This is a genomic window from Bradyrhizobium sp. Mp27 (assembly GCF_029953005.1).
GTDB lineage: Bacteria > Pseudomonadota > Alphaproteobacteria > Rhizobiales > Xanthobacteraceae > Bradyrhizobium > Bradyrhizobium barranii.
This window is the reverse complement of sequence record NZ_JASAUS010000027.1, coordinates 51527-74062: the sequence shown is the minus strand read 5'-3', so window position 1 is coordinate 74062 and position 22536 is coordinate 51527. Positions and strand designations below refer to the sequence as shown.

The window sequence follows — 22536 nt, the reverse complement described above, 5'->3', positions numbered from 1 at the left end:
GGAAGAGAACCCCGTCAACCTCGATCCCCGCATGGCCAAGCTCGCCGGCGGCGTCCACCGTCTCGACGGGCAGCTCATGGTCGTCCTCGACGTCGATCGCGTCCTCGAGCTCGCGCCCGAGATGATGGCGGCCTGATACGGCGGCATCGCCGCCGACGGACTCGCAATTGGAAGTATCCCCACAAGGGGGTAGGAAGCAGAGGTTCACATGCGCACTTGTCTCGTCGTTGATGATTCCAGCGTCATCCGCAAGGTTGCGCGCCGGATCTTGGAGGGCCTCGACTTCCAGATTCTCGAAGCCGAGGACGGTGAGAAGGCACTGGAGGCCTGCAAGCGCGGCTTGCCCGATGCCGTGCTGCTCGACTGGAACATGCCGGTCATGGACGGCTACGAATTCCTTGGCCATCTCCGGCGGATGCCAGGCGGCGACCAGCCCAAGGTGGTGTTCTGCACCACCGAGAACGACGTCGCGCACATCGCCCGTGCGCTGCACGCCGGCGCCAACGAATACATCATGAAGCCCTTCGACAAGGACATCGTGACGGCGAAATTCCAGGAAGTCGGACTTATCTGAGCGAACATCCGGAGGCTGAACGGATCCTTCGGCGATTGTTTCAACTGAACCGTTTCAGTCTGAGTTGGTGAGTAATGAGTGTTGCGTTCGCAGGTAATTCGACCACGGGTCCGTCGCGCGACGCCGGGCCGCTGCGGGTGATGGTCGTCGACGACTCCGTCGTCATACGCGGTCTGATCTCGCGCTGGATCGGTGCCGAGCATGACATGGAGGTCGCGGCCTCGCTGCGCACCGGGCTCGAGGCGGTCAACCAGCTCGAACGCATCAATCCCGACGTTGCCGTGCTCGACATCGAAATGCCCGAGCTCGACGGCATCTCGGCGCTGCCGCAACTGCTGGCGAAGAAGCGCGATCTCGTCATCATCATGGCCTCGACGCTGACCCGCCGTAACGCGGAGATCAGCTTCAAGGCGCTGTCGCTCGGTGCGGCCGACTACATTCCGAAGCCGGAGTCGACGCGCGAAGCGTCAGCCGCGGACATCTTTCATCACGACCTGATCCAGAAGATCCGTCACCTCGGCGCGCGGCTGCGCCGCAGGCCCGCAGTCGCGAGCCCGCCGCTGGCGCCAGCGACCCCGGCACCGGCTGCACGTGCGCCGGCTGTCGTGCGGCCCGCCGCGCCCGCACCGGCCCTGCATGCGCCGTCGTCTGGGGCGCTGTCCACGCGCCCGTTCTCGGCCCACGCACCGAAGGTGCTGCTGATCGGCTCCTCGACCGGCGGTCCGCAGGCGCTGATGGCGCTCGTCACCGAGCTCGGCCCGGTGATCGACCGCTTCCCGGTGCTGATCACCCAGCACATGCCGCCGACCTTCACCACCATTCTCGCCGAGCACCTGGCGCGCGCGAGCCGCAAGCCGGCGGCCGAGGCGGTCGACGGCGAGCCGGTGAAGCCGGGACGGATCTACCTCGCGCCCGGCGGCAAGCACATGCGTGTCGTGCGCAGCGGCGCTGACGTGGCGATCGCGCTCGACGACGGTCCCGCCGTCAATTTCTGCAAGCCCGCGGTCGATCCGCTGTTCACCTCCGCCATCGACATCTGGCACGGAAACATCCTCTCGGTGATCCTGACGGGCATGGGCTCGGACGGCATGCGCGGCGGCAAGGACATCGTCGCCGCCGGTGGCAACGTGATCGCGCAGGACGAAGCCTCCAGCGTGGTCTGGGGTATGCCGGGCGCGGCGGCCAATGCCGGCATCTGCGCGGCGATCCTGCCGCTCAACCAGATCGGCGCCAAGGTCAACCGCCTGTTCGCGGGAGACCGCTCGTGACGCCGGTCGACTACGAATATCTGCGCAAGTTCCTGAAAGAGCGTTCCGGCCTCGATCTCTCCGCCGACAAGCAGTATCTCGTCGAGAGCCGGCTGCTGCCGCTTGCCCGCAAGGCGAGCTTGCCCGGCATTCCCGATCTCGTGCTGAAGATCAGGAACGGTGACGGCCGGCTCGCGACCGACGTGGTCGAAGCGATGACCACCAACGAGACCTTCTTCTACCGCGACAAGATCCCGTTCGATCATCTGCGCGAAACCATCCTGCCGGGCCTGCTCCAGGCGCGCGCGGCGCGCAGGTCGCTCCGTATCTGGTCGGCGGCGTCGTCGACCGGGCAGGAGCCCTATTCGATCGCGATGTGCGTGAAGGAGATGGGCGCGGTCTTCGCCGGCTGGCGCATCGAGATCGTCGCCACCGATCTGTCGCAGGAGGTGCTGGAGAAATCCAGGGCCGGCATCTACAGCCAGTTCGAGGTGCAGCGCGGCCTGCCGATCCAGCACCTGATGAAATACTTCACGCAAGTCGGCGAGCTCTGGCAGCTCAATGCCGACATTCGCGCGATGGTGCAGTTCCGCCAGCTCAATCTGTTGCAGGACTTCTCCCATCTCGGCACGTTCGATGTGATCTTCTGCCGCAACGTCCTGATCTATTTCGACCAGGACACCAAGGCCGTGATCTTCGAGCGCATGGCGAAGGGACTGGAAGCCGACGGCACGCTGCTGCTTGGCGCGGCCGAATCCGTCGTCGGCATCACCGACGCGTTCCGCCCGATCACCGAGCGCCGCGGTCTCTATCAGCTCAATCCCGCGCGCTCCGGCCGTCCGCTGGGCGGATTGATGCCGCAGCCGCTGAAGGTCGCCGCGGCGAGGTGATTCGCCGAACGACAGGCAATCTCACTGAACGCCGTCGTCGCGAATGATCGGCAACAACTGGCGGATATCGTTCCGTCAGAGTGCGTGACGCTTCACACGCGTTTGAGCATTGCGGATTACTCGACTACCGCGCAATAGAGCTCGTGTCGCGATGCAATGCAATCGCGGCCCTGATCAGCATCTGAGGGTTGTGCTATGCTGGCGATGGTCCCGCCGAACCGAGGCGGGATTCCATCATGAATTGTACTGAGGAGGACATACCATGCGAATGTCTTGTGCCTCGTATTTCTTGTTGGCGGCGCTTTCGTTGCCCGCCACTGCTCTCGCTGGCGAGCAGGTCCTCGAATTCAAGCTTGTCACCAAGCCGATGGACTTAAAGGTCACCGAGGTCGCGAACGTCGAAGGTCAGACGGTCATGTCTGGCAAAATGTTTGGCGTTGCCTTCTTTAAGGACGGCCGCGTTGCGGTGAAGGACTTCGTCCACTCCGCCGACCTGATCAAGGGCTCAGGACCCATCTACGGCTACAGCACCTACACCTTCGACGACGGATCCTCGATCACGGCGCGCTACGCCGGCGCGATCAAGGATGGTCGGACGAAAGGCGAATACACGATCCTGTCGGGCACCGGGGCGTATGCAAACGCGACGGGCACGGGCGGCTTCGAAAGTGCGCAAGCCGGCTTCAAGGGCGCGGGCCTCTACGACGGGAGATTCATCGTCAAGACACCCTGAGTAAGCACGCAAGTCTCTGCGCTCGCGTCCGTTCCGATGAGATCGCGAGCGCATTTCACAAAATCGCATGCGGCAGAAACCGCGAGCGGTTTCCCGTGATCGGGCTCTCGTCCTCGCGGATCGACAGGCCGCACGGCTCGTGGTTCACCAGCCAGCTTCCCACCACCACGTAGAAGCCCGAGAAATTCGGCAGCGGCGACAGCGCCTGCCGCACGAAACCTTCAGCGCCGTAAGGGCCTGCCTGCTCGTCGAGCGGCGTGCCTCCGGATACCAGCGTGACATTGGCGCCTTCGCGCGACAGCAGCGGCTTGCGGACGTAGGAGCTGCCGAGCTCGGCTGCCCGCGCGTCGTCCTCGAAGAAGGCCGGCAGCAGATTGGGATGGTTCGGAAACATCTCCCAGAGCAGCGGCAAAATGCCCTTGTTGGAGAGCACCGCCTTCCACGGCGGCTCGATCCAGCGTGTCGGCGCGCTCATCAGCTTGGCGCCGAAGGCGTCGTGGAACATCCATTCCCAGGGATAGAGCTTGAAGGCTAGCGCGATGTCGCCGTCGTCGAGATCGACGAAGCCGCCAGGCTCGTCGCGCCAGCCGATCTCCTCGATGTCGAGAAGCCTGGTCGAGAGCCCGGCCTGGCGTGCGGTGTCCTCGAGATAAGCGAGCGTGCCGGCGTCTTCCTCGTTGCCGGTGGTGCCGGCGAGATGGACATGGCGGCCTGCGGCAATCTCCTTCCACGCCGCGATCAGCCGCTCGTGAATGGAGTTGAACTGGTCGGCGCGCGCCGGAATGATGCGGCGTTCGATCGCCTGTTCGAGCCAGGTCCATTGAAACACCGCGGCCTCGAAGATCGAGGTCGGCGTATCCGCGTTGTATTCGAGCAGCTTTGCAGGCGACTGTCCGTCGAACTTCAGATCGAGCCGGCCATAGAGGCTGCGATCGTCACGCTCCCAGCTCTCGGCGATCAAGCTCCAGAATGCCTCCGGAATCTTCAGGCGTCGCAGATAGCGCTCGTCACCGATCACGCGGCCGGCAAGCTCCAGGCACATCGCGTCGATCTCGGCTGTCGGCGTCTCGATGCCGCGCTCGATCTCGTCGAGTGTGAAGGCGTAATAGGCGCTCTCGTCCCAATAGCGTTCGCCGTCGATGGTGTGGAAGGCGAAGCCGCATTGTTCGGCGGTCTGCCGCCAGTCGTCGCGCTCGGGGCAGACGATACGTCGCATGGATCAGCCGCCGCCCGAAAAGCCATGGCCGAACGAGCCGAAGCCGCCACGGCTCACGCTGCTTGAGCCTGAGTCCGAAGAGGTGCCCGATGAGGAATGGCTCGAGGAATCGCTGCTGAAGAAGCTCGACCGCGACGACCAGCGCGAGCCGCCGCTGCCACCTGACGAACTACTGCTGCTGCTACTGCTGCACGTCGTGGTCGTCTGGCCCGGCACGGCTCCTGGCGAGGGCTCGCAGTGCTGCCGTGGCATCAGCGTGTAGGCGGTAGTGCCGACCGCGATCGTGCCCATCACCAGCAGCGCGACATGGCCGGAGCGCTTCACCGGCGGCCCCGATGGCGGCGCCACGGGCGCCGGCCGGCGCTTGCCGAACTCCTTTTTGGAGGGTTTGTCGGCCATGTCAGTAGATCATGCAGGCGGCGTTCAACAGGCCCGCCGCGAGCGAGGACAGCCCGAGCCAGATCGCCGGCGCAAGCTCGCCTGCGGCAATCCGCGCCGACAGGTTCGGCACCGGGACCTTCACCAGGAAGAGCACGATGATCTGCACGATTAGCGCGATGACCGCCCAGATCAGGCAGTCCAGCACATTGGCCGAATGGGCGATCGCGCTGACCAGCGGCGCCACGAAGCCGAGCAGGCTGAGGCCGAGCGCGATCGCGGCGGCCGGCTCGTTGTCGCGGATGAGCTGGAACTCATTGTGCGGGGTGATGCGGGTGTAGACGAACAGATACGCCACGATCGCGATCAGGCCGGTGCAGAAATAGACCAGGAAGGCGGGCAGGCCGGCAAGTGATTGCAGGATCATCGTTCCCCCATCGTGCAGCGACCCATTCGTCGGCGCGGGGAGGATAGCGGTTCAATGGCACAAGGACGATGAGGCCGCGTTGGCGTCCCCAAAAAACAAAACCCCGCCATTTGCGGCGGGGTCCAGGCTGGGAGGAGCGAGCCCCGGGGGCTCGCGACGTAAACTTAGGGATCAGGCGGGAATGCGCTCTTCGTGCTCGTGCGGCTCGCGCAGCACGTAGCCGCGGCCCCACACGGTCTCGATGAAGTTGCGGCCCTCGGAAGCGTTGGCGAGCTTCTTGCGGAGCTTGCAGATGAAGACGTCGATGATCTTCAGCTCGGGCTCGTCCATGCCGCCATAGAGGTGGTTGAGGAACATTTCCTTGGTGAGGGTCGTACCCTTGCGGAGCGAGAGGAGCTCCAGCATCTGGTATTCCTTGCCGGTCAGATGCACGCGCTGGCCGCCGACTTCGACCGTCTTGGTGTCGAGGTTGACGACGAGGTCGCCGGTCTGGATGACCGACTGGGCATGGCCCTTGGAGCGGCGCACGATCGCGTGGATGCGGGCCACCAGCTCGTCCTTGTGGAAGGGCTTGGTCATGTAGTCGTCGGCGCCGACGCCGAGCCCCTTGACCTTGTCCTCGATGCCGGCGAGGCCGGAGAGGATCAGAATCGGTGTCTTGATCTTGGAGACCCGAAGCTGCTTGAGCACGTCGTAGCCGGACATGTCGGGCAGGTTGAGGTCGAGAAGAATAATGTCGTAATCGTATAACTTACCGAGATCGACGCCTTCTTCCCCCAAATCGGTCGTGTAGACGTTGAAGCTCTCAGACTTCAACATCAGCTCGATCGACTGCGCGACGGCGCTGTCATCTTCAATCAGCAAAACGCGCATGCCAGTTCCCCATAGTCGCCGCTCCTGGGCGTCAGGTCGGCCGCATTCGCGGCACTCAACAAAACGCCTTTGAACAACTGATTCGGATCCTGACAACAGATGGTTAACAAACTCTGATTCTGGAACGCAAGTCCCCCCGGTGCAATTTTTGTCGAATCGCCCTAAGGTCTTGCGCGCGAAGCAGCTTTCGTCACCCCGTACCGTTCAAGTTCCACTTTAAGAGACGGGCCTAACCGACTCCCGCGACTCAGCCTTCTTCTGAAGGGGAGTCACGCTCAGTCACAAAGACAGTGACGCAATGATTAACGATGCGGGTAAACACGAAGTTAAGCGCCGTTCAGAAATATGGCGAAACTTAAGGCTTTCGCCATGATGCCCGGGATCGAAGGCGATCACCTTATGAAGGTCCTCCTATTGAAGGCGCGCCCCTGATGAAGGCCCTTGCCGAACAGATCGGCGACATCGACGGCGTCAACATCTATGGCCGCGTGGTCGGCGTTCGCGGCCTGATGGTCGAGGTGGCCGGACCCATTCACGCGATGTCGGTCGGCGCGCGGCTCGTGATCGAGACCGGCGCGAACCGTTCCATTCCCTGCGAGGTGATCGGCTTCTCCGGCAACAACGCTGTCGTGATGCCGTTCGCCGGCTTGGACGGGGTGCGCCGCGGCTGCAAGGCCGTCATCGCCAATGCCGCCAATCAAGTGCGCCCGTCATCGGCTTGGCTCGGCCGCGTGGTCAACGCGCTGGGCGAGCCGATCGACGGCAAGGGGCCATTGCCGCAGGGCCCGGCGCCGATGCCATACCGCAATTCACCGCCGCCGGCGCATTCGCGCAAGCGCGTCGGCGCCCCGCTCGATCTCGGCGTGCGCGCGATGAACACGTTCCTCACCTGCTGCCGCGGCCAGCGCATGGGCATTTTCGCAGGGTCCGGCGTCGGCAAATCGGTGCTGCTGTCGATGCTCGCGCGCAACGTCGATGCCGCGGTCAGCGTCATCGGGCTGATCGGCGAACGCGGCCGCGAGGTCCAGGAATTTTTGCAGGACGACCTCGGCGAGGAGGGCCTGGCGCGCTCGGTCGTGGTGGTCGCAACCTCGGACGAGCCGGCGCTGATGCGGCGCCAGGCCGCCTATCTGACGCTCGCGGTCGCCGAATATTTCCGCGACGAGGACAAGGACGTGCTCTGCCTGATGGACTCGGTGACGCGCTTTGCCATGGCCCAGCGCGAGATCGGCCTGTCCGCCGGCGAGCCGCCGACCGCCAAGGGCTATACGCCGACCGTGTTCACCGAGTTGCCGAAGCTCCTGGAGCGCGCAGGGCCGGGCCTGGGCGAGGGGGCGATCACCGCGATCTTCACGGTGCTGGTCGATGGCGACGACCATAACGAGCCGATCGCGGATGCCGTCCGCGGCATCCTCGACGGCCATATCGTGCTGCAGCGCTCGATCGCCGAGCGCGGCCGTTACCCCGCTATCAACATCCTCAAATCCGTCTCCCGTACCATGCCGAAATCGGCCGATCCGCAGTTCTGGCCGACCATCCAGCGGGCCCGCCAGGTGATGGCGACCTATGCCGACATGGAGGAATTGATCCGGCTCGGGGCCTACCGGGCCGGCTCCAGCCCCGAGGTCGACGAGGCGATCCGGCTGCACGAGCCGCTGGAGGCGTTCCTGCGCCAGCGCAAGGACGAAAATGCATCACTGGCGGACGGCTACCGCCAGTTGGCGCAAATCCTCGGTGATTTGGAAACGGAACGCTAACTTTGTCCCGTCATCATCCGCTCTCACAGAGTAGCAGAGCCGGTCTTGGCCCAATCGGGCCTGTGGGGAGACCGGTGACGTCCCATGTGCAGCCAGAGGACTTCTGGGGAGTATGAGTCGATGAAGTCACGTGATACCCTCATCCGCCTGAAGAAATTTCAGGTCGACGAGAAGCGCCGCCGGGTCACCCAGATCGAGACCATGATCGCCGACTTCCAGCGGATGTCGACCGATCTTGAACGCGAGATCACGACCGAGCAGGAGCGTGCCGGGATCAACGATCCCTCGCATTTCGCTTACCCGACCTATGCCAAGGCCGCGATTCAGCGCCGCGAGAACCTGACCCGCTCGGCCGACGAACTGAAGGGCCAGCTCGACGAAGCCAAGGCCGCGCTGGCCGAAGCCTTCGAGGAACTGAAGAAGGTCGAGCTCCTCGACGAGCGTGACCAGGCCCGCGAGCGCGCCGAGGAAAACGCCCGCGAGCAGGCCGACCTCGACAGCATCGGCCTGATGCGCGCCCGCATCGGCGCCGTCGCCTGACGGCGCAGCCAGCGGTCCAACAGCCGAGAATTCGTCGAACCCGGACCCGCAAGGTCCGGGTTTTGCGTTTGCTATCCACAGTGTGGCGCGCCACCCCTTGGTGATGGGCTTTGCCGCGCGCTATGGTAGCGGAGTGCCAGGGCCTGCGCCGAACGCGACAGGCCGTGTGTGGGGGGCTGAATGCTGACGCCAGCAGAGCTGGTCGGGCTGATTGAGGAGGTCGCCAGGGGCGATCAGGCCGCGTTCGAGCGCCTCTACGTCGCCACGCGCGCGAAACTCTACGGCGTCGTGCTCCGTATCTTGCGCCGACAGGATCTCGCAGAGGAGGTCATTCAGGAGACCTACGTCAAGATCTGGAACGGCGCCGGCCAGTTCAATCCGGCCTTGTCGTCGCCGATCACATGGATGGCATCGATCGCGCGCAACCGCGCCATCGACATCGTGCGCAAGAAGACGGAAGTCTCCATCGAGGAAGAGCCGCAGGCGATGGAAGTCGCTGCTGACAGCCCCGATCCGCTGGCGCGGAGGGAGATGACCGAGGAGTTGAAGCGGCTCCTGGAATGCATCGGCCGGCTCGAGCCGGATCGTCAGAGGCTCGTGCTTCTCGCCTATTACAACGGCTGGAGCCGCGAGCAATTGGCGGAAAAATTCGCGGCGCCCGTCAACACGGTGAAGACGTGGCTCCGGCGCAGCATGTTGGATATCCGCGAGTGCCTCGGACTATGAGGGCTTGCATTGTGAGGGTGGTTCTGGACTGCAAGTGATGGCCTACACGGAGGACCATATCGCGCTCGCCGCGGAATATGCGCTCGGTACGCTCGACGCCGATGAGCGCGTGCAGGTCGAGACCATGATGGCCGTGGACAAGGCGTTCGCCGATGTCGTGCAGGCCTGGGCTTACCGGCTCGGCGTCCTCAACCAGATGGTCGGCTCGGTCGAGCCGCGTCCGATCGTGTGGGAGAACATCCGGTCCGAGCTTGCGCGGACGGACTTTGCGCAGGAGACGCCTGCGCCGGAAGCTTCGCCGCCGCCGCCACCTGTGCCGGAATTCTCCTCGATCGAAGCTGCACCGCCTGAGCTGGCACCGGACGGCGCGCCGCAACCGGAGCCGCAGCCTTCCGAAGCAGAGCAGCCCGGGACGGCGCGGCCGGCACCCGATGTCATTCCCGACATCGCGCCGATATTCATGCCGCAGGTCCATGCGCCCGATCCTGACGTCGCGCGCGCGCCGCCGGCGCCTGTCGCCGACAACAGCAACGTGATCCGGCTCGAGGGCCGCGTGAAACGCTGGCGCACCATCGCCTCCGCCGTGGGCGCGCTTGCGGCTGCGCTGCTGGTGACGCTATCGCTTCAGATATTCCAGCCCGATGCGCTGCCTGGCGGCTTGCGTCCGGCGCCGCGCATCCAGACAGTGGAAGTGAAGACGCCGGCGCCGCTCACGGCTGCTGCGCAATATGTCGCGCTGCTGCAGGGCCAGGGCGGCGGTCCCGCCTTCATCCTCACCATCGACGGCGCGACGCGGAATTTCACCGTACGCAAGGTCGGCGCGACTCCGGAGGCCGGCAAGAGCTTCGAGCTCTGGCTGATCTCCGACAAGCTGCCGCGTCCGCGCTCGCTCGGCGTGATTGGCGCGGGCGATTTCACCGCGCGCCCGGTGCTCGGCTCCTTCGATCCCGAGGTCGTCAACGGTGCGACCTACGCCGTCACCGTCGAGCAGGCCGGCGGCTCGCCCAACGGCCAGCCGACCTCGGCTCCGGTGTTTTCCGGCAAGCTGATCGAGACCGTGCCGCCGTCTCAGCCGCAGGCGCCCGCGAAGAAGTAGGTGTCGTGGCGCCGTAGCCCGGATGGAGCGCAGCGCAATCCGGGCTACACGGCGCTCGACCGTCGCCAAGGTCCGCCAGCCGTCGCAACCCGACAAGTCCCGCCGAATCCACTCCCGCTTTGAACCTCCCCGCAATCCGCGGCGTCAAATGCCCGGAATTTGCAGTCGGCGCCGCACATCATGGTGCCGGAGAGGGGCTAGAAGTCAGATGGATGCAGCTAAGACGCCGGGCATCTTCGTCCACCAATATGCGGGTCTTCCGCATGGTCCGGCCTTCGAACATTGGCGCGAGCGGGCCTTCGGTCCCTGCGGCCTCGATGTCGGGCCGAGCCATGGCGACAGCATCGATTGCCGGCTCCAGGTCAGCGTAGTCGACAATATCGCGTTGGCCATTCCCGAAGGTGCCTCCGCGCAATATTCGCGCACGCAGAGCCATCTTGCCGACGGCAGCGACGATCTGGTCCTGATCGCCGCGCATGCGGGTCTTGTCCGCGTCGGGCAGAACGGCCACACCGTCGAACTTGCGCCCGCGCAGATGGTGTTGGTCGACATGGGCGTCACCGGCACCGTCGGCCACACCCAGGAAGATCGCTTCACCAGCATCCGCATGCCGCGCCGTGCGCTGCTCGACATCAATCCGCGTGCCGAGGACAAGCTGTCGCAAGTGCTCTCGGACGGCGCGGTGGCCGAGACGATCTTCCGCTACCACGCACTCGCCGCCAATCACGCGCCGCATCTCGACGCCGTCGGCCAGCGCCTGACCGCGCAGCACGTGATCGATCTCGTCGGCCTGCTGCTCGGCACCGATGCGGAGCATGCAAGCCTCGCGCGCGGTCGCGGACATGCGGCGGCCCGTCTCGATCTCATGCGTGCCGACGTGATGGCCGCGCTCGGCCGCAACGATCTCTGTCTGTCCGAGATCGCGACGCGCTCAGGGCTCAGCCCGCGCCAGGCGCAACGCTTGTTCGAGCAGGCCGGCACGACCTTCACCGAATTCGTGCTGGAGCAGCGCCTGCTGCTGGCACGCAAGCTGCTCGGCGATCCCCGCGCGAGGGCGCGCAAGATCAGCGATATCGCGCATTCGTCGGGCTTCTCCGACCTGTCCTATTTTAACCGCGCCTTCCGCAAGCGTTTCGGCGCGACGCCGTCGGAGCTGCGCGAGGCCTGAGCCGCGATTTTATGCGGCGGAGCGGCGTCGCCGCAGTTGGTCGATCCGGGCGAATGAGCTATATCTGCCTGCGCGGGCAGGCCGCCGGAATTCTTGGACAAGGCAGTAAACGGACATGGCGCGTATCGTCGTGCTCGGCGCCGGGTTTGCAGGTCTATGGGCGGCCATCGGCGCCGCGCGCAAGCGCGACGAGATCGGCGCGGCCGGCCGTGACGTCGAGATCCGTGTCGTCGATCGCAATCCCTATCACAACATCCGGGTGCGCAATTACGAGGCCGACCTCAGCGAGGTCGCACTGCCGTTGCCGCAACTGCTCGATCCGATCGGCGTCACTCATGGCATTGGCGAGGTCGAAGCCATCGACCCGGCACAGCGCGAGATTTCTCTCGTCACGAGTGGCGGCGAGGAGACGCTGAGCTACGACCGCCTGGTGCTGGCGCTCGGCAGCGAAGTGATGCGTCCCGCCATCCCCGGCCTTGCCGAGCATGCTTTCGACGTCGATACCTATGCCGCCGCGCTCATCCTCGAAAATCATCTCGTCTCGCTCGGACACAGCGCGCCCTCGCCGGGGCGCTCGACGGTCGTGGTGGTCGGCGCCGGATTCACCGGCATCGAGGTCGCAGCCGAGATGCCGGACAGGCTGGCGCGCGCCGGCATGACCGGCAGCCGCCGCATCGTCCTGGTCGATCCCAACCCTGCGGTCGGCGCCACCATCGGCGTGCATGCGCGTCCCGTCATCGAGACGGCTTTGGCCTCGCTCGACGTCGAGACGCGGCTTGGCGTGCGCGTCGTGTCCGTCGAGGCCGCCGGCATGCACCTGAGCTCGGGCGAATTCATCCCGGCGCAGACCGTGATCTGGTGCGCGGGGATGCGCGCGAGCCGGCTGGCCGAGAGCTTCGCGGGCGCGCGCGATCGCCTCGGCCGCCTGCTGGTCGATCCTTTCATGCGGGTGGCCGATGTGCCGGGCGTGTTCGCCGCCGGCGATGTTGCCTCGAGCGTGGTCGACGGACTGCATCCGACGGTGATGTCCTGCCAGTTCGCCCGTCCCATGGGCCGCTTCGCCGGTCACAACGTCGTGGCCGATCTCGCCGGCCTGCCGATGCTGCCGCTGCGCATCGACTGGTACGTGACCGTGCTCGACCTCGGCGGTTGGGGCGCGCTCTATACGGAAGGGTGGGATCGCGAGGTTCGCACCACTGGCGCGGCCGCAAAGGCGACCAAGCAGACCATCAACTGCAAGCGCATCTACCCGCCGCTCACCGGCCGCAAGGACGAGCTCTTCGCTGCCGCAGCGCCGACCGTGCAGGCGCCGCCGCCGACTTATGGGGCGGACCGGCCCCGTTAGTGTGTCGCGATCACCCACGTCAATTTCGATGTCATCGTCCGCGAAAGCGGACGATCCAGTGTTCCAGAGACGGCAGTGGGATACGGAGGGGGCGCGGCGTACTGGATTCCCCGCCTTCGCGGGGAATGACAGCGGTGGCCTTGGCGGCATCCCGCGCCACATCCGCAGCGAAGAACACCACCCCAGACATAAGAAAGCGCCCGTGGGGGGCGGGCGCTTTCCGTAGTCGACTTGGGGTTGGGGTCGTCTACATATCCACGTGGCGACTTTGGGGGGCTGGTAAAGAGCCGCGTGAATTCACAAAACTCGTCAAATCTCTTTATCGAACGAGGGACGCGTTCGAGCTGGTGATAACAACCGGCTTGTCAGCCTTGATGACGCGGGCGGTCTGGGTCAGGCCTTCGTCCGAACCCGTGCGTGCCGTGATGCCGAAGCCTGCCACCGCGATCCCGGCGACGAGGGCTACGACCACGATTTTCAAGTGGGTCGAGCGATCAACGCTGTAAATCGAGTGGTTCATGGAAGGCTCCTGCCGCCATCTACCCGAAGTAGTCGCTACCCTGTTGGGGGAGGTTCATGCTTCCGGTCCCCAACAACTTAGTATTGGGGGGATTCGTTCCCAAGGGGCCATCACAAGAGCGTGACAGGACGTGAAAGGTCGCGATCAAAAGCGACCCCTCAACGTACGATTATATAATTATTTCAAAGATGTAATCTGCTTGCGAGGCGCCTTGTCTGCATTTGGTCGACAAGGCGCCAGGAACTCAAAAACCATTTGCCTGTGGCCGAAAAACATACGGCTTCTTAAGGCAAATCAGATGCTTCCGACCGTTTTCAACCTCGCCCTGGGGTGGATTTCAGCCTGCGACAGCACGGTCGTCTGGGCCCGGAACCGCTCGACGAGGGAGCGTACGAAGGGACGAATTGCCGCAGACGTGACCAGCACCGGCGCCTCGCCTTCGCGCGCGGCGCGCTCGAAGGCCTCGCGCACGCCGGTCATGAATTCCGACAGCTTCGAGGGCTGCATCGCGAGGCTGCGTTCCTCGCCCTGGCCGATGATGGATTCGGCGAAGGCCTGTTCCCACCGCGCCGACAGCGCGATCAGCGGCAGATAACCGCTGTAGGAGGTGTTTTGCGCGCAGATCTGCCGTGCGAGGCGGGCGCGGACATGCTCGACCATGGTCGCGGGATTGCGCGAGAAGGCGAGCGAGTCGGCGATGCCTTCCAGGATGGTCGAGAGATCGCGGATCGAGATGCGCTCGGCGAGCAGCAGCTGCAGCACGCGCTGGATGCCGGAGACCGTGACCTGGCCCGGCACGATGTCCTTGACCAGCTCGCTCTGCTCCTTCGGCAGCTCCTTGAGCAGCTTCTGCACCTCGCCATAGGAGAGCAGGTCCGACATGTTGGCCTTGAGCAGCTCGGTGAGGTGGGTCGAGAGCACGGTCGCGGCGTCGACGACGGTGTAGCCCTTGAGCGAGGCTTCTTCCTTGAGGCTGGCATCGACCCAGGTTGCGGGCAGGCCGAAGGTCGGCTCGGTGGTGTGGATGCCGGGCACCTGCACCTGGCTGCCGCCGGGGTCCATGACCATGAACTGGTTCGGCCAGATCTTGCCGGTGCCGGCGTCGACCTCCTTGATCTTGATGATGTAGGTGTTGGCTTCGAGCTGGACGTTGTCGAGGATACGCACGGCGGGCATCACGAAGCCCATCTCGATGGCGAGCGAACGGCGCAGCGCCTTGATCTGCTCGGTGAGGCGGTCGGTGCCATCAGGCCCGTTGACCAGCGGCAGCAGCGCGTAACCGAGCTCGATCTTGAGATCGTCGATCTTGAGCGCGGCCGAGATCGGCTCTTCCGCCGCAGCGGCGCCCGGCGCACCTGGCGTTCCCGGAGCGGGTGCGGTCCTGGCGGCTTCCTCGGCCTTGGCCGTCACCCGGTTGCGGTTGCGGGCGTGCCAGGCGAGCGCGCCGGCGCCGGCGCCGAGCGCCAGGAAGGGAATGGTCGGAATGCCCGGCAGGGCCGCCAGGACCAGCATGACCGCCGAGGACATCGCGAGCGCCTGCGGATAGCCGGAGAACTGCTTCATCAGCGCCTTGTCGGCGGCGCCGGACACGCCGGCCTTGGAGACGAGCAGGCCGGCCGCGGTCGAAACGATCAGCGCCGGCACCTGGGTGACGAGACCGTCGCCGACGGTCAGCAGCGTGTAGCTGCGTCCGGCGTCGGCGAAGGAGAGGCCCTGCTGCGCCACGCCGATGATCATGCCGCCGACGATGTTGATGAAGACGATCAAAAGGCCCGCGATGGCATCGCCGCGGACGAATTTCGAGGCACCGTCCATGGCGCCGAAGAAGCCGCTCTCGTCCTCCAGATCCTTGCGCCGTTGCTTGGCGACCTTCTCGTCGATCAGGCCGGCGGAGAGGTCGGCGTCGATCGCCATCTGCTTGCCGGGCATGGCGTCGAGGTGGAAGCGGGCGGCGACTTCGGCGATACGGCCCGAACCCTTGGTGATGACGACGAAGTTCACGATGATCAGGATGGCGAAGACGATGATACCGATGACGAAATTGCCGCCCATCACGAAGCTGCCGAAGGCTTCGATGACGTGACCGGCGGCGTCCGTGCCCTCATGCCCGTGCGACAGGATCAGGCGGGTCGAGGCCATGTTCAGCGACAGCCGCAGCATGGTCGAGATCAGGAGGACGGTCGGGAAGGCGGAGAATTCCAGCGGCGCCTGGATGAACAGCGACGTCATCAGGATCAGGATCGAGAGCGTGATCGAGATCGCCAGGAACAGGTCCAGCACGATCGCGGGTAGGGGGAGGATCAGCACCACCAGGATGGTGAGGACGCCGAGCGCCAGCGCGATATCGCCGCGCTTGAGGATGTTGCCGATCTCGGTGAGGGTCGGGAAGCCGGCGTTCGTGCTGCCTACGCCCTGTCCCGCGGTGACGTCGACCATGGTAGCTGCTCCCCCGCGCGACTGCCGTCCGCGCGCCCCAAATGTCTGCGCGGCGGCCGAAGGGCCGCCGTTTCGAAAGTGAGGCACCGCACTGGCGTCCACGGGGGACCTCCCGTTCTACGCGGCTGACGACACTCGACTTCACTCGGCAATTCTTGCCGGGTGTATGGTTAGCAAAGGGTTAACGGAGGGTGCGGCAGGAGGTCAGACCGGGGTGTTTCGAGCACCTGGCAGGACGAAGTCGTCATGCCCGGGCTTGTCCCGCCTGCGCGGCCGAAGCCGTGGATGGCCGGGACGAGCCCCGGCCATGACGTTGTGGAAGCGTTTGGCGCCGAAATCAGCTGCGGAGGACGTAGCCCTACTTCGCCTTCTGCATCGTCGTCACCGTGTACCCCGAAGCCGCCTCCTCGGCCTCGAAGGTCACCTTGTCGCCGACCTTCACCTGCTTGAGCAAAGCGGGGTCCTTGACGCGATAGACCATGGTCATGGGCTCATCCATGCCGAGGCTTTTCGCCGGTCCGTGTTTGAGCGTGATCTTGCCGGCGCCCTCGTCGATCTTCTTGATCTCGCCGCTGATCGCGGCGCCCTGGGCCGCGAGGGCTTCGGCGGCAAGGCCGACGGTCAGCGCCAGCGCTGCAGCGATACGGATGGTGCGGTTCATGGGAGTCTTCCTTGTTACTTCACGGTGACGTGGCCGACCATGCCGTAGTCGCGGTGGTCGGGAATCAGGCAGGAAAATTCGAACGTGCCGGCCTTGCTGAACTTCCAGAGGATCTCGGCCGTCTTGTTCGGTGCGAGCCTGACGCCGTTGGGATCGTCGTGCTCCATGTGCGGATGCTTCTTCATCTCCACGGCATGCGCGAGATTCTCCTTCGTCGTGGCGAGCAGGAATTCATGGTCCTCCTTGCCGACGTTGCGCAGCACGAAACGAATCTGCTCGCCGCGTTTGACCTCGATCCTGGCGGGCGCGTAGTCCATCTCGTTCAGCAGGATCTCGATCGTGCGCGCGGGCTTCCTGGGATCGCCGGGCTCGCCGGCCGAAAAGGTCCCGTGCCCGTGCTGGTCGTGGGCAAACGCCGGCGCGGTCGAAAGCGCAGCCAGCGCAAGTCCGAGTTTGATCGTCTTCTTCATCTTGTTCTCCGGTTGGTGGTTCATCGAAACGCTCACATCTTCATGTTCTTGATCGGCGCGCCTTGCTGCCGCGCCGGCTCTGTGGCCGGCGGCGTGACCTCATAGGCGACGGTGCCTCGCGGGAATTGGTAGGGGCCGGGATCCCGATAATCGTCGCGCGCGAGGTCCTCGCGGATCTTCATCACCGTGAACATGCCGCCCATCTCGATCGGCCCGAACTGACCGGTGCCGGTCATCATCGGCAGCGTGTTGTCGGGCGCGGGCATCTCCATGTTGCCCATCGCCATGCCGGTCGAGCCCATCGCCATGCTGTCAGGCGCGAGCTTGCCGACCGCCTTGGCGAGATCCTTGCGAGACACGCCGATCAGGTTGCGCACCTCGTGCCCCATCGCGTTCATGGTGTGGTGCGACTTGTGGCAGTGGAACGCCCAGTCGCCGGGATTGTCGGCGAGCACGTCGAACACGCGCACCGCGCCGACCGGTACGTCGGTGGTCGTCTCCGGATATTGCGCGCTCTCTGGAATCCAGCCGCCATCGGTGCAGGTCACAGCAAAGCTGTGGCCGTGCAGATGAATCGGATGGTTGGTCATGCTGAGATTGCCGATGCGCACGCGCACCTTGTCGCCGAGCCTGACCGGCAAGGGATCGATGCCGGGAAACACCCGCGAATTCCAGGTCCACATGTTGAAGTCGGTCATCTCGTTGACCTGCGGCAGGTATGTGCCGGGATCGACGCGATAGGTGCTCATCACGAAGACGAAGTCGCGGTCGACGGGACGAAAGTTCGGGTCGCGCGGATGCACGACGACCATGCCCATCATGCCCATCGCCATCTGCACCATCTCGTCGGAATGCGGGTGGTACATGAAGGTCCCGCTCTTCTTCATCTCGAACTCGTAGACGAAGGTTTTTCCCGGCTGGATGTGCGGCTGCGTCAGCCCGCCGACACCGTCCATGCCGCTGGGGAGGATCATGCCGTGCCAGTGCACGGTGGTGTATTCGGGCAGTCGGTTGGTGACGAAGACGCGGATCTTGTCGCCTTCAACAGCCTCGATGGTCGGGCCCGGCGACTGGCCGTTGTAGCCCCACAGATTCACTTTCATGCCTTCGGCGAACTCGCGCACCACGGGTTCGGCGACGAGGTGGAATTCCTTCCAGTCGCCGTTCATGCGGAACGGCAGTGACCAGCCGTTCAGCGTGACCACGGGGCGATAGTCGGGGCCGCTGATCGGATGCAGCGGAGGCTGCATCACCACCTTGTCCATGTGAGGCGCTTCCGGAATGGACGCGGCCTGCACACGGCCGCTGATGGCCGACGCGCTGGCGAGCGCGGCGGTGCCCAGAAATCCTCGGCGGGAATACATGTTGGCCTCCATCTCAGTGACCGCCATCGGCAGGCGCTGCCGCGGCGATGGTGGTTGAAGTGTCGCCGCCAGACGCAGGTGCGCCGCCGCCATTGACGGCGGTCTGGAGGTCGGATTGGGCGAGGAAGAATTTTTGCTTCGCATCGATCGCGCCGCGCAGCGATGCCAGGCGCTGCCGCGCTTCGGTGAGCAGCGCGAAAATATCGACCTGCATGCTGGAGAAGCGCAGCTGCATCTCCTCGGTGATGATTTTTCGCAAGGGCAGGATCTCGCGCTGGTAGTGGCTCGCGATGTCGTAGCTGGAGCGATAGACGCGATAAGCATCGCGAGCCTCGGAGCGGACGTTGACGGCGCGCTCGGTCAGGCGGTTGAAGGCGAGATTGTAGGTCTCCGCCGCCTGCCGCACCCGCACCTCGCCGCCGTCGAAGATCGGGATCTGGAACTGCACGTCCAAACCGCGTTCGCGGAACGGCGGGCCCTCGGGATCCTGGGTGCGGCGGGAGATGCCGGCGAGGTCGAGTAACGTGACAAAGCGCGTCGCCTCGGTGAGGTTGAGTGACTTTGCCAGCGCCGTCAGCTCCAGCCGCGCGATCTGAAGATCGATGCGATGGGCCACCGCATTGATCTCGATCGAGGGCAGTGCCTGCGGCCGGCGCGGCAGCGGCGGCAGTTGATCGGGCAGACGGAAGTCGAGGCCGCCGTCCCACAACCCCATCAGGCGCGCGAGCCTTTCGCGCGCGCTCGTTGCCGCCTGCCGCGCGGAAGCGAGGTCGGCCGTGGTCTCGGCGTAAAACACCTGCTCGCGGGCCTGATCGAGCTTGTTGATCGAGCCGGTCTCGCCGAGTTTGACCGCGAGCTGCGCCGTCGATTCCGCCGTCGCCTTCGCGTCGGTGAGCAGCGCCACGATGTCGTTGCCGGCGACTGCGCGGACATAGGCGCGCCGGACATCGGCGGCCAGCCGCAGCGTCGCCAACGCCGCACGCAATTGGGCCTGACGAAATCGGTCGCGGGCGATGTCGGAGCGGAACGGCAGCGTGGCCAGCGCGAGGATGTCGCCGACTACCTGACGCTCTATCTCGCTCGCGCCATTACCTGAGATTCGCGAGATCGAGAACACGGGATTGGGCGGCAGGGTCTGCTCGACGAGTTCGGTCTCGGCCAGCGCCAGCTCGTTGTAAGCGGCTTGCAGTCCATTGTTGTTGAGCAGCGCGATCTGCACGGCCGTCTCGGCGGTCAACGTGCGTGCCAGCAAGCGGCGGACGGTCGCGTTGACGGCCTCCGCGCCTTCGGCCGTTCGCACGAAGGCGACGTCCTTGTTGATGGTCTGGCTGGTGAGGTCCGAGACCGTCGTCATGCCTCCGTCCGGCGAGAATGCCATGCAGCCGGAGAGTCCCAGCGCAGTGAGCACGAGCAGGCCCCGCGCAAAATGATGCGTCATGGCGCGCCCCTACCGGTCTTGCTTCGGCTGCGGTGCGACAGCGTCGTTGCGGTCGCGCCATGGTGCCGGCGCCGCAGGTCGCAGGCTGGTGTAGGGCGCAATCGTCGAGCGATAGCCGACGCGCGCGACCTTCGCCGCTGGATCGGCCGGATCGGCACCGGCCACGGGCACAGTTGCGGGCATGCAGCCGGACAACATCAATGCGGTTGCGGCCAGCAGCGGCCATTTCAATGAAAAGTGTCGTCCACGCGCCGCGGATGCGGCGGCGAACTTCGCCCCGGAAAGCGTAAGCATGAGTCATTCCTGATCTGTCGTAAGACCACAGGTTCGCGCGCGCGGACGCGCGTGCAGCCCTGACGTCGTCGCGTCAGATCAGGCGATGGGAGGGCGGTAGTGCTGAGGCGGCGCCGCGCTGTGCAGGCTGGCCACGATCTCGGGCGCGCAGGCGGAGATCGGCTGCAGCGGCTTGGCGACGCCGGGCAGGTCGGCCGGCAGGGCGCTCACGCACATCATCGCGCAGCACGGGCCGGCCTTGCCGTCATGGTGATGTTGGGCGGGCGCATCCTGTGCGGCAGCCTGGTCATGCCCGCGCATGCCTGCGTGGTCATGCGACACACCGTCATGCACGTGGCCGGCCTGCATCTGGTGATGCACCGGCACGAGATCGGCGAGGAGTGCGTCGTCGAGGCACGGCGCCGGGCCGCTGCCCCAGGCGAGGGCTGCTGCCGGCGCGAGCACGCAGAACAGATAGGCGAGGGCGATGATCCGCCCCACCCTGATCCGCATCGATCGCGTCAATCGCAACAGCATTCCGCCGATAGGCTCCTCGCGCGGCAATGTTGCACACGCAGATTGCAAACTAATGGCAAAGCGCGGCCTCGCCAAGCATCTTCTTACCGCAGTGCACCGCGCATGCCCAATATCGCGGCACGATGCTTGACCGCGCGGCGATCAGCGAACATGGTCCGGCCCGTGCACGCGCCAAATCTTCCAGGACAGAGACCGGCCTCATTCACCCCTGATTCGCGTCAGGCTTGGGTGCGGCTGTTGCTTGCGCTGCTGATCGGTTCGATCGGTGGTGTCGGCATGTGGGCCGTCGTCGTGGTGATTCCCGTCGTGCAGGCCGAGTTCGCCGCCACGCGCGCAGCGGTGTCGCTGGCCTTCACACTGATGATGTTCGGCTTCGGCCTCGGCGGCGTGATCGCCGGCAAGATCACCGACAAGTTCGGCATCGTGCCGGCGATGGCGATCAGCATCGCTTTCATCGGCGTTGCCAACGTGCTGGCGGGGCTCTCGACCCAGCTCTGGCAGTTCGTCGCGGCCTATTTCCTGATCGGGCTCGGCACCTCGGCGACCTTCGCGCCGCTGATGGCGGAGGCCTCGCACTGGTTCGAGCGCTATCGCGGACTTGCCGTGACCATCGTCGCGAGCGGCAATTACGTCGCGGGCACGATGTGGCCGCCGCTCATCAGCGAAGGCATACAGACGATCGGCTGGCGCACCACGCATATCGTCGGCATCGCCCTCGTTTGCGTGGTCTTGATGACGATCCTGGTGCCGGTCCTGCGCGCGCAGATGGGCGACGACAAGGTCCGCAATCACGCCAATGCGCGGCCGCCGCAGGTCGATCTCAAGCTTTCGACCAATACGCTGACCGTGCTGCTCTCGATCGCCAGCATCTCCTGCTGCGTCGCCATGGCGATGCCGCAGGTGCACATCGTCGCCTATTGCGGCGATCTCGGTTACGGCGTGGCGCGCGGCGCCGAGATGCTGTCGCTGATGATGGCCTGCGGCATCGTCAGCCGCATCGGCTCGGGTTACCTCGCCGACAAGATCGGCGGCATCCGCACGCTGCTGGTCGGATCGCTGGCGCAGGGCTTTGCGCTGGTGTTCTATCTGTTCTTCGACAGCCTGACTTCGCTCTATCTGATCTCCGCGATGTTCGGCCTGTTTCAGGGCGGCATCGTGCCGAGCTACGCCATCATCGTGCGCGAGGCAATGCCGGCGAGCGAGGCCGCAACCCGCGTCGGCATCGTGATCTTCGCCTCGGTGTTCGGCATGTCCTTCGGCGGCTGGGTGTCGGGCGTCATCTTCGACGCGACGGGCTCCTACGCTGCGGCGTTCGCGAACGGTGTGGCGTGGAATGCCCTCAACGTCGGCATCGTGCTGACGCTGCTGATCCGCTCGCGGATGAACGCGGTCAAGACCGAACCGGGTTTTGCAACCTAAGCCTCGCGTCCCACCTTCAACAGCGAGCAGCCGGTGATCTTGTAGCTGCCGTCGGGCTGCTGCTCGAGCGTGTAGAGCGCCTCCCAGGCTTCGCCATTGGCGTCGACGATGTGGACGTGCTGGGAGACCCAGTTGCCTTCGCTCTTGCTCTCGCCAAACTCAAAGCTCCTGTGCCGGTAGACCGGCGCGTAGCCGTTTTGCACCATGGACATGAAGATATCAGGGGCGGGGAAGATTTCCCTGATCGCCGGCGCGGCGTGGGAATAGGCCGCGGCCGCATCGTCGCGCGCAAAGGCCTGCTCCTGGGCACGGATGACGCCCTGTGCCGCCGTGACGTCGGCGGCGCGTGCTGGAGCGGCACCAAGGATAATCACAAGGGCGACGAGCAAGGCGGCGATGCGCATGAAAGGCTCCGCGTTGAAATCCCGGCGATGCCAATCCTAGCACG

General features: G+C 65.1%; 24 protein-coding genes and 1 pseudogene. 12 read left to right on the top strand and 13 right to left on the bottom strand.

All coding sequences use genetic code 11. The features are described from left to right. The 5 genes and pseudogenes from QJT78_RS16805 to QJT78_RS16785 form a co-directional block, all read left to right on the top strand. A pseudogene (locus tag QJT78_RS16805) lies at positions 1-136 on the top strand (chemotaxis protein CheW); the annotation flags it as partial. A 72-nt stretch (positions 137-208) separates the two neighbouring features. After that, complete coding sequence (locus QJT78_RS16800; RefSeq protein WP_007600538.1) at positions 209-574, top strand: response regulator; 366 nt, start codon at positions 209-211, stop codon at positions 572-574. 74 nt (positions 575-648) lie between these two features. Next, a complete protein-coding gene (locus tag QJT78_RS16795) occupies positions 649-1842 on the top strand; it encodes a chemotaxis response regulator protein-glutamate methylesterase (protein WP_028154520.1) in 1194 nt (397 codons plus the stop codon). Beyond that, on the top strand, positions 1839-2711 hold the full coding sequence (locus QJT78_RS16790) for a protein-glutamate O-methyltransferase CheR (RefSeq protein WP_028154521.1): 873 nt from the start codon (positions 1839-1841) through the stop codon (positions 2709-2711). The genes QJT78_RS16795 and QJT78_RS16790 overlap by 4 nt, the downstream gene beginning before the upstream one ends. 292 nt (positions 2712-3003) lie before the next feature. Beyond that, positions 3004-3444 carry a hypothetical protein gene (locus QJT78_RS16785; protein ID WP_240537545.1) on the top strand — a complete coding sequence of 147 codons (441 nt, stop codon included), beginning with the start codon at positions 3004-3006 and terminating at the stop codon, positions 3442-3444. Between the two features lie 55 nt (positions 3445-3499). Here the strand turns inward: QJT78_RS16785 and QJT78_RS16780 are convergent, their stop codons facing one another. The 4 genes from QJT78_RS16780 to QJT78_RS16765 all read right to left on the bottom strand — a co-directional run bounded on the left by QJT78_RS16780 (position 3500) and on the right by QJT78_RS16765 (position 6338). Continuing rightward, the gene (locus QJT78_RS16780; protein WP_038942744.1) at positions 3500-4660 is read right to left on the bottom strand and encodes a glutathionylspermidine synthase family protein; all 1161 of its coding nucleotides are present in this window, start codon (positions 4658-4660) and stop codon (positions 3500-3502) included. Between the two features lie 3 nt (positions 4661-4663). After that, entirely contained in the window at positions 4664-5059 is a 396-nt protein-coding gene (locus QJT78_RS16775; protein WP_080586524.1) for a hypothetical protein, read from the bottom strand. Between the two features lies 1 nt (position 5060). Continuing rightward, complete coding sequence (locus QJT78_RS16770) at positions 5061-5465, bottom strand: DUF350 domain-containing protein (RefSeq protein WP_014497691.1); 405 nt, start codon at positions 5463-5465, stop codon at positions 5061-5063. A 171-nt stretch (positions 5466-5636) separates the two neighbouring features. Then, on the bottom strand, positions 5637-6338 hold the full coding sequence (locus QJT78_RS16765; protein WP_008138878.1) for a response regulator transcription factor CtrA: 702 nt from the start codon (positions 6336-6338) through the stop codon (positions 5637-5639). A gap of 431 nt (positions 6339-6769) precedes the next feature. Here QJT78_RS16765 and fliI point away from each other — a divergent pair, with 431 nt between their 5' ends. The 6 genes from fliI to QJT78_RS16735 all read left to right on the top strand — a co-directional run bounded on the left by fliI (position 6770) and on the right by QJT78_RS16735 (position 12970). Further along, positions 6770-8095: a flagellar protein export ATPase FliI gene (fliI, locus tag QJT78_RS16760; protein WP_028149523.1), complete on the top strand. Its 1326-nt coding sequence runs from the start codon at positions 6770-6772 to the stop codon at positions 8093-8095. 120 nt (positions 8096-8215) lie between these two features. Then, positions 8216-8635, top strand: coding sequence for a flagellar export protein FliJ (gene fliJ, locus QJT78_RS16755; RefSeq protein WP_008138882.1), 420 nt, complete (start codon positions 8216-8218; stop codon positions 8633-8635). Positions 8636-8815: 180 nt separating this feature from the next. Further along, entirely contained in the window at positions 8816-9361 is a 546-nt protein-coding gene (locus QJT78_RS16750) for a sigma-70 family RNA polymerase sigma factor (protein ID WP_028149524.1), read from the top strand. Between the two features lie 37 nt (positions 9362-9398). Continuing rightward, complete coding sequence (locus QJT78_RS16745) at positions 9399-10457, top strand: anti-sigma factor (RefSeq protein WP_028149525.1); 1059 nt, start codon at positions 9399-9401, stop codon at positions 10455-10457. A 208-nt stretch (positions 10458-10665) separates the two neighbouring features. After that, entirely contained in the window at positions 10666-11625 is a 960-nt protein-coding gene (locus QJT78_RS16740) for an AraC family transcriptional regulator (protein ID WP_028149526.1), read from the top strand. A 115-nt stretch (positions 11626-11740) separates the two neighbouring features. Beyond that, the gene (locus QJT78_RS16735) at positions 11741-12970 is read left to right on the top strand and encodes an NAD(P)/FAD-dependent oxidoreductase (RefSeq protein ID WP_028149527.1); all 1230 of its coding nucleotides are present in this window, start codon (positions 11741-11743) and stop codon (positions 12968-12970) included. Positions 12971-13289: 319 nt separating this feature from the next. Here the strand turns inward: QJT78_RS16735 and QJT78_RS16730 are convergent, their stop codons facing one another. The 8 genes from QJT78_RS16730 to QJT78_RS16695 all read right to left on the bottom strand — a co-directional run bounded on the left by QJT78_RS16730 (position 13290) and on the right by QJT78_RS16695 (position 20669). Next, positions 13290-13490, bottom strand: a complete 201-nt coding sequence (locus QJT78_RS16730; RefSeq protein ID WP_028149528.1) for a hypothetical protein — start codon at positions 13488-13490, stop codon at positions 13290-13292. A gap of 294 nt (positions 13491-13784) precedes the next feature. Next, positions 13785-15926, bottom strand: a complete 2142-nt coding sequence (gene flhA / locus QJT78_RS16725) for a flagellar biosynthesis protein FlhA (protein ID WP_038942740.1) — start codon at positions 15924-15926, stop codon at positions 13785-13787. A gap of 358 nt (positions 15927-16284) precedes the next feature. Beyond that, the gene (locus QJT78_RS16720) at positions 16285-16587 is read right to left on the bottom strand and encodes a copper-binding protein (RefSeq protein WP_028149530.1); all 303 of its coding nucleotides are present in this window, start codon (positions 16585-16587) and stop codon (positions 16285-16287) included. A gap of 14 nt (positions 16588-16601) precedes the next feature. Further along, the gene (locus QJT78_RS16715) at positions 16602-17057 is read right to left on the bottom strand and encodes a cupredoxin family protein (protein WP_028149531.1); all 456 of its coding nucleotides are present in this window, start codon (positions 17055-17057) and stop codon (positions 16602-16604) included. A 32-nt stretch (positions 17058-17089) separates the two neighbouring features. Then, positions 17090-18421 carry a copper oxidase gene (locus tag QJT78_RS16710; protein ID WP_028149532.1) on the bottom strand — a complete coding sequence of 444 codons (1332 nt, stop codon included), beginning with the start codon at positions 18419-18421 and terminating at the stop codon, positions 17090-17092. Between the two features lie 13 nt (positions 18422-18434). Next, positions 18435-19859, bottom strand: a complete 1425-nt coding sequence (locus tag QJT78_RS16705; RefSeq protein WP_281460266.1) for a TolC family protein — start codon at positions 19857-19859, stop codon at positions 18435-18437. Positions 19860-19868: 9 nt separating this feature from the next. Further along, a complete protein-coding gene (locus QJT78_RS16700) occupies positions 19869-20153 on the bottom strand; it encodes a hypothetical protein (RefSeq protein WP_028149534.1) in 285 nt (94 codons plus the stop codon). Between the two features lie 78 nt (positions 20154-20231). Next, positions 20232-20669, bottom strand: a complete 438-nt coding sequence (locus QJT78_RS16695) for a hypothetical protein (RefSeq protein ID WP_038942737.1) — start codon at positions 20667-20669, stop codon at positions 20232-20234. 150 nt (positions 20670-20819) lie between these two features. Between QJT78_RS16695 and QJT78_RS16690 the strand changes: the two genes are divergently transcribed. Further along, positions 20820-22088, top strand: coding sequence for an MFS transporter (locus QJT78_RS16690; protein WP_212490764.1), 1269 nt, complete (start codon positions 20820-20822; stop codon positions 22086-22088). On the opposite strand, the gene QJT78_RS16685 is transcribed toward QJT78_RS16690, so the two are convergent. Further along, positions 22085-22492: a DUF4864 domain-containing protein gene (locus tag QJT78_RS16685; protein WP_028149537.1), complete on the bottom strand. Its 408-nt coding sequence runs from the start codon at positions 22490-22492 to the stop codon at positions 22085-22087. The two genes, QJT78_RS16690 and QJT78_RS16685, sit on opposite strands and share 4 nt — an antisense overlap. Positions 22493-22536: the final 44 nt, after the last annotated feature.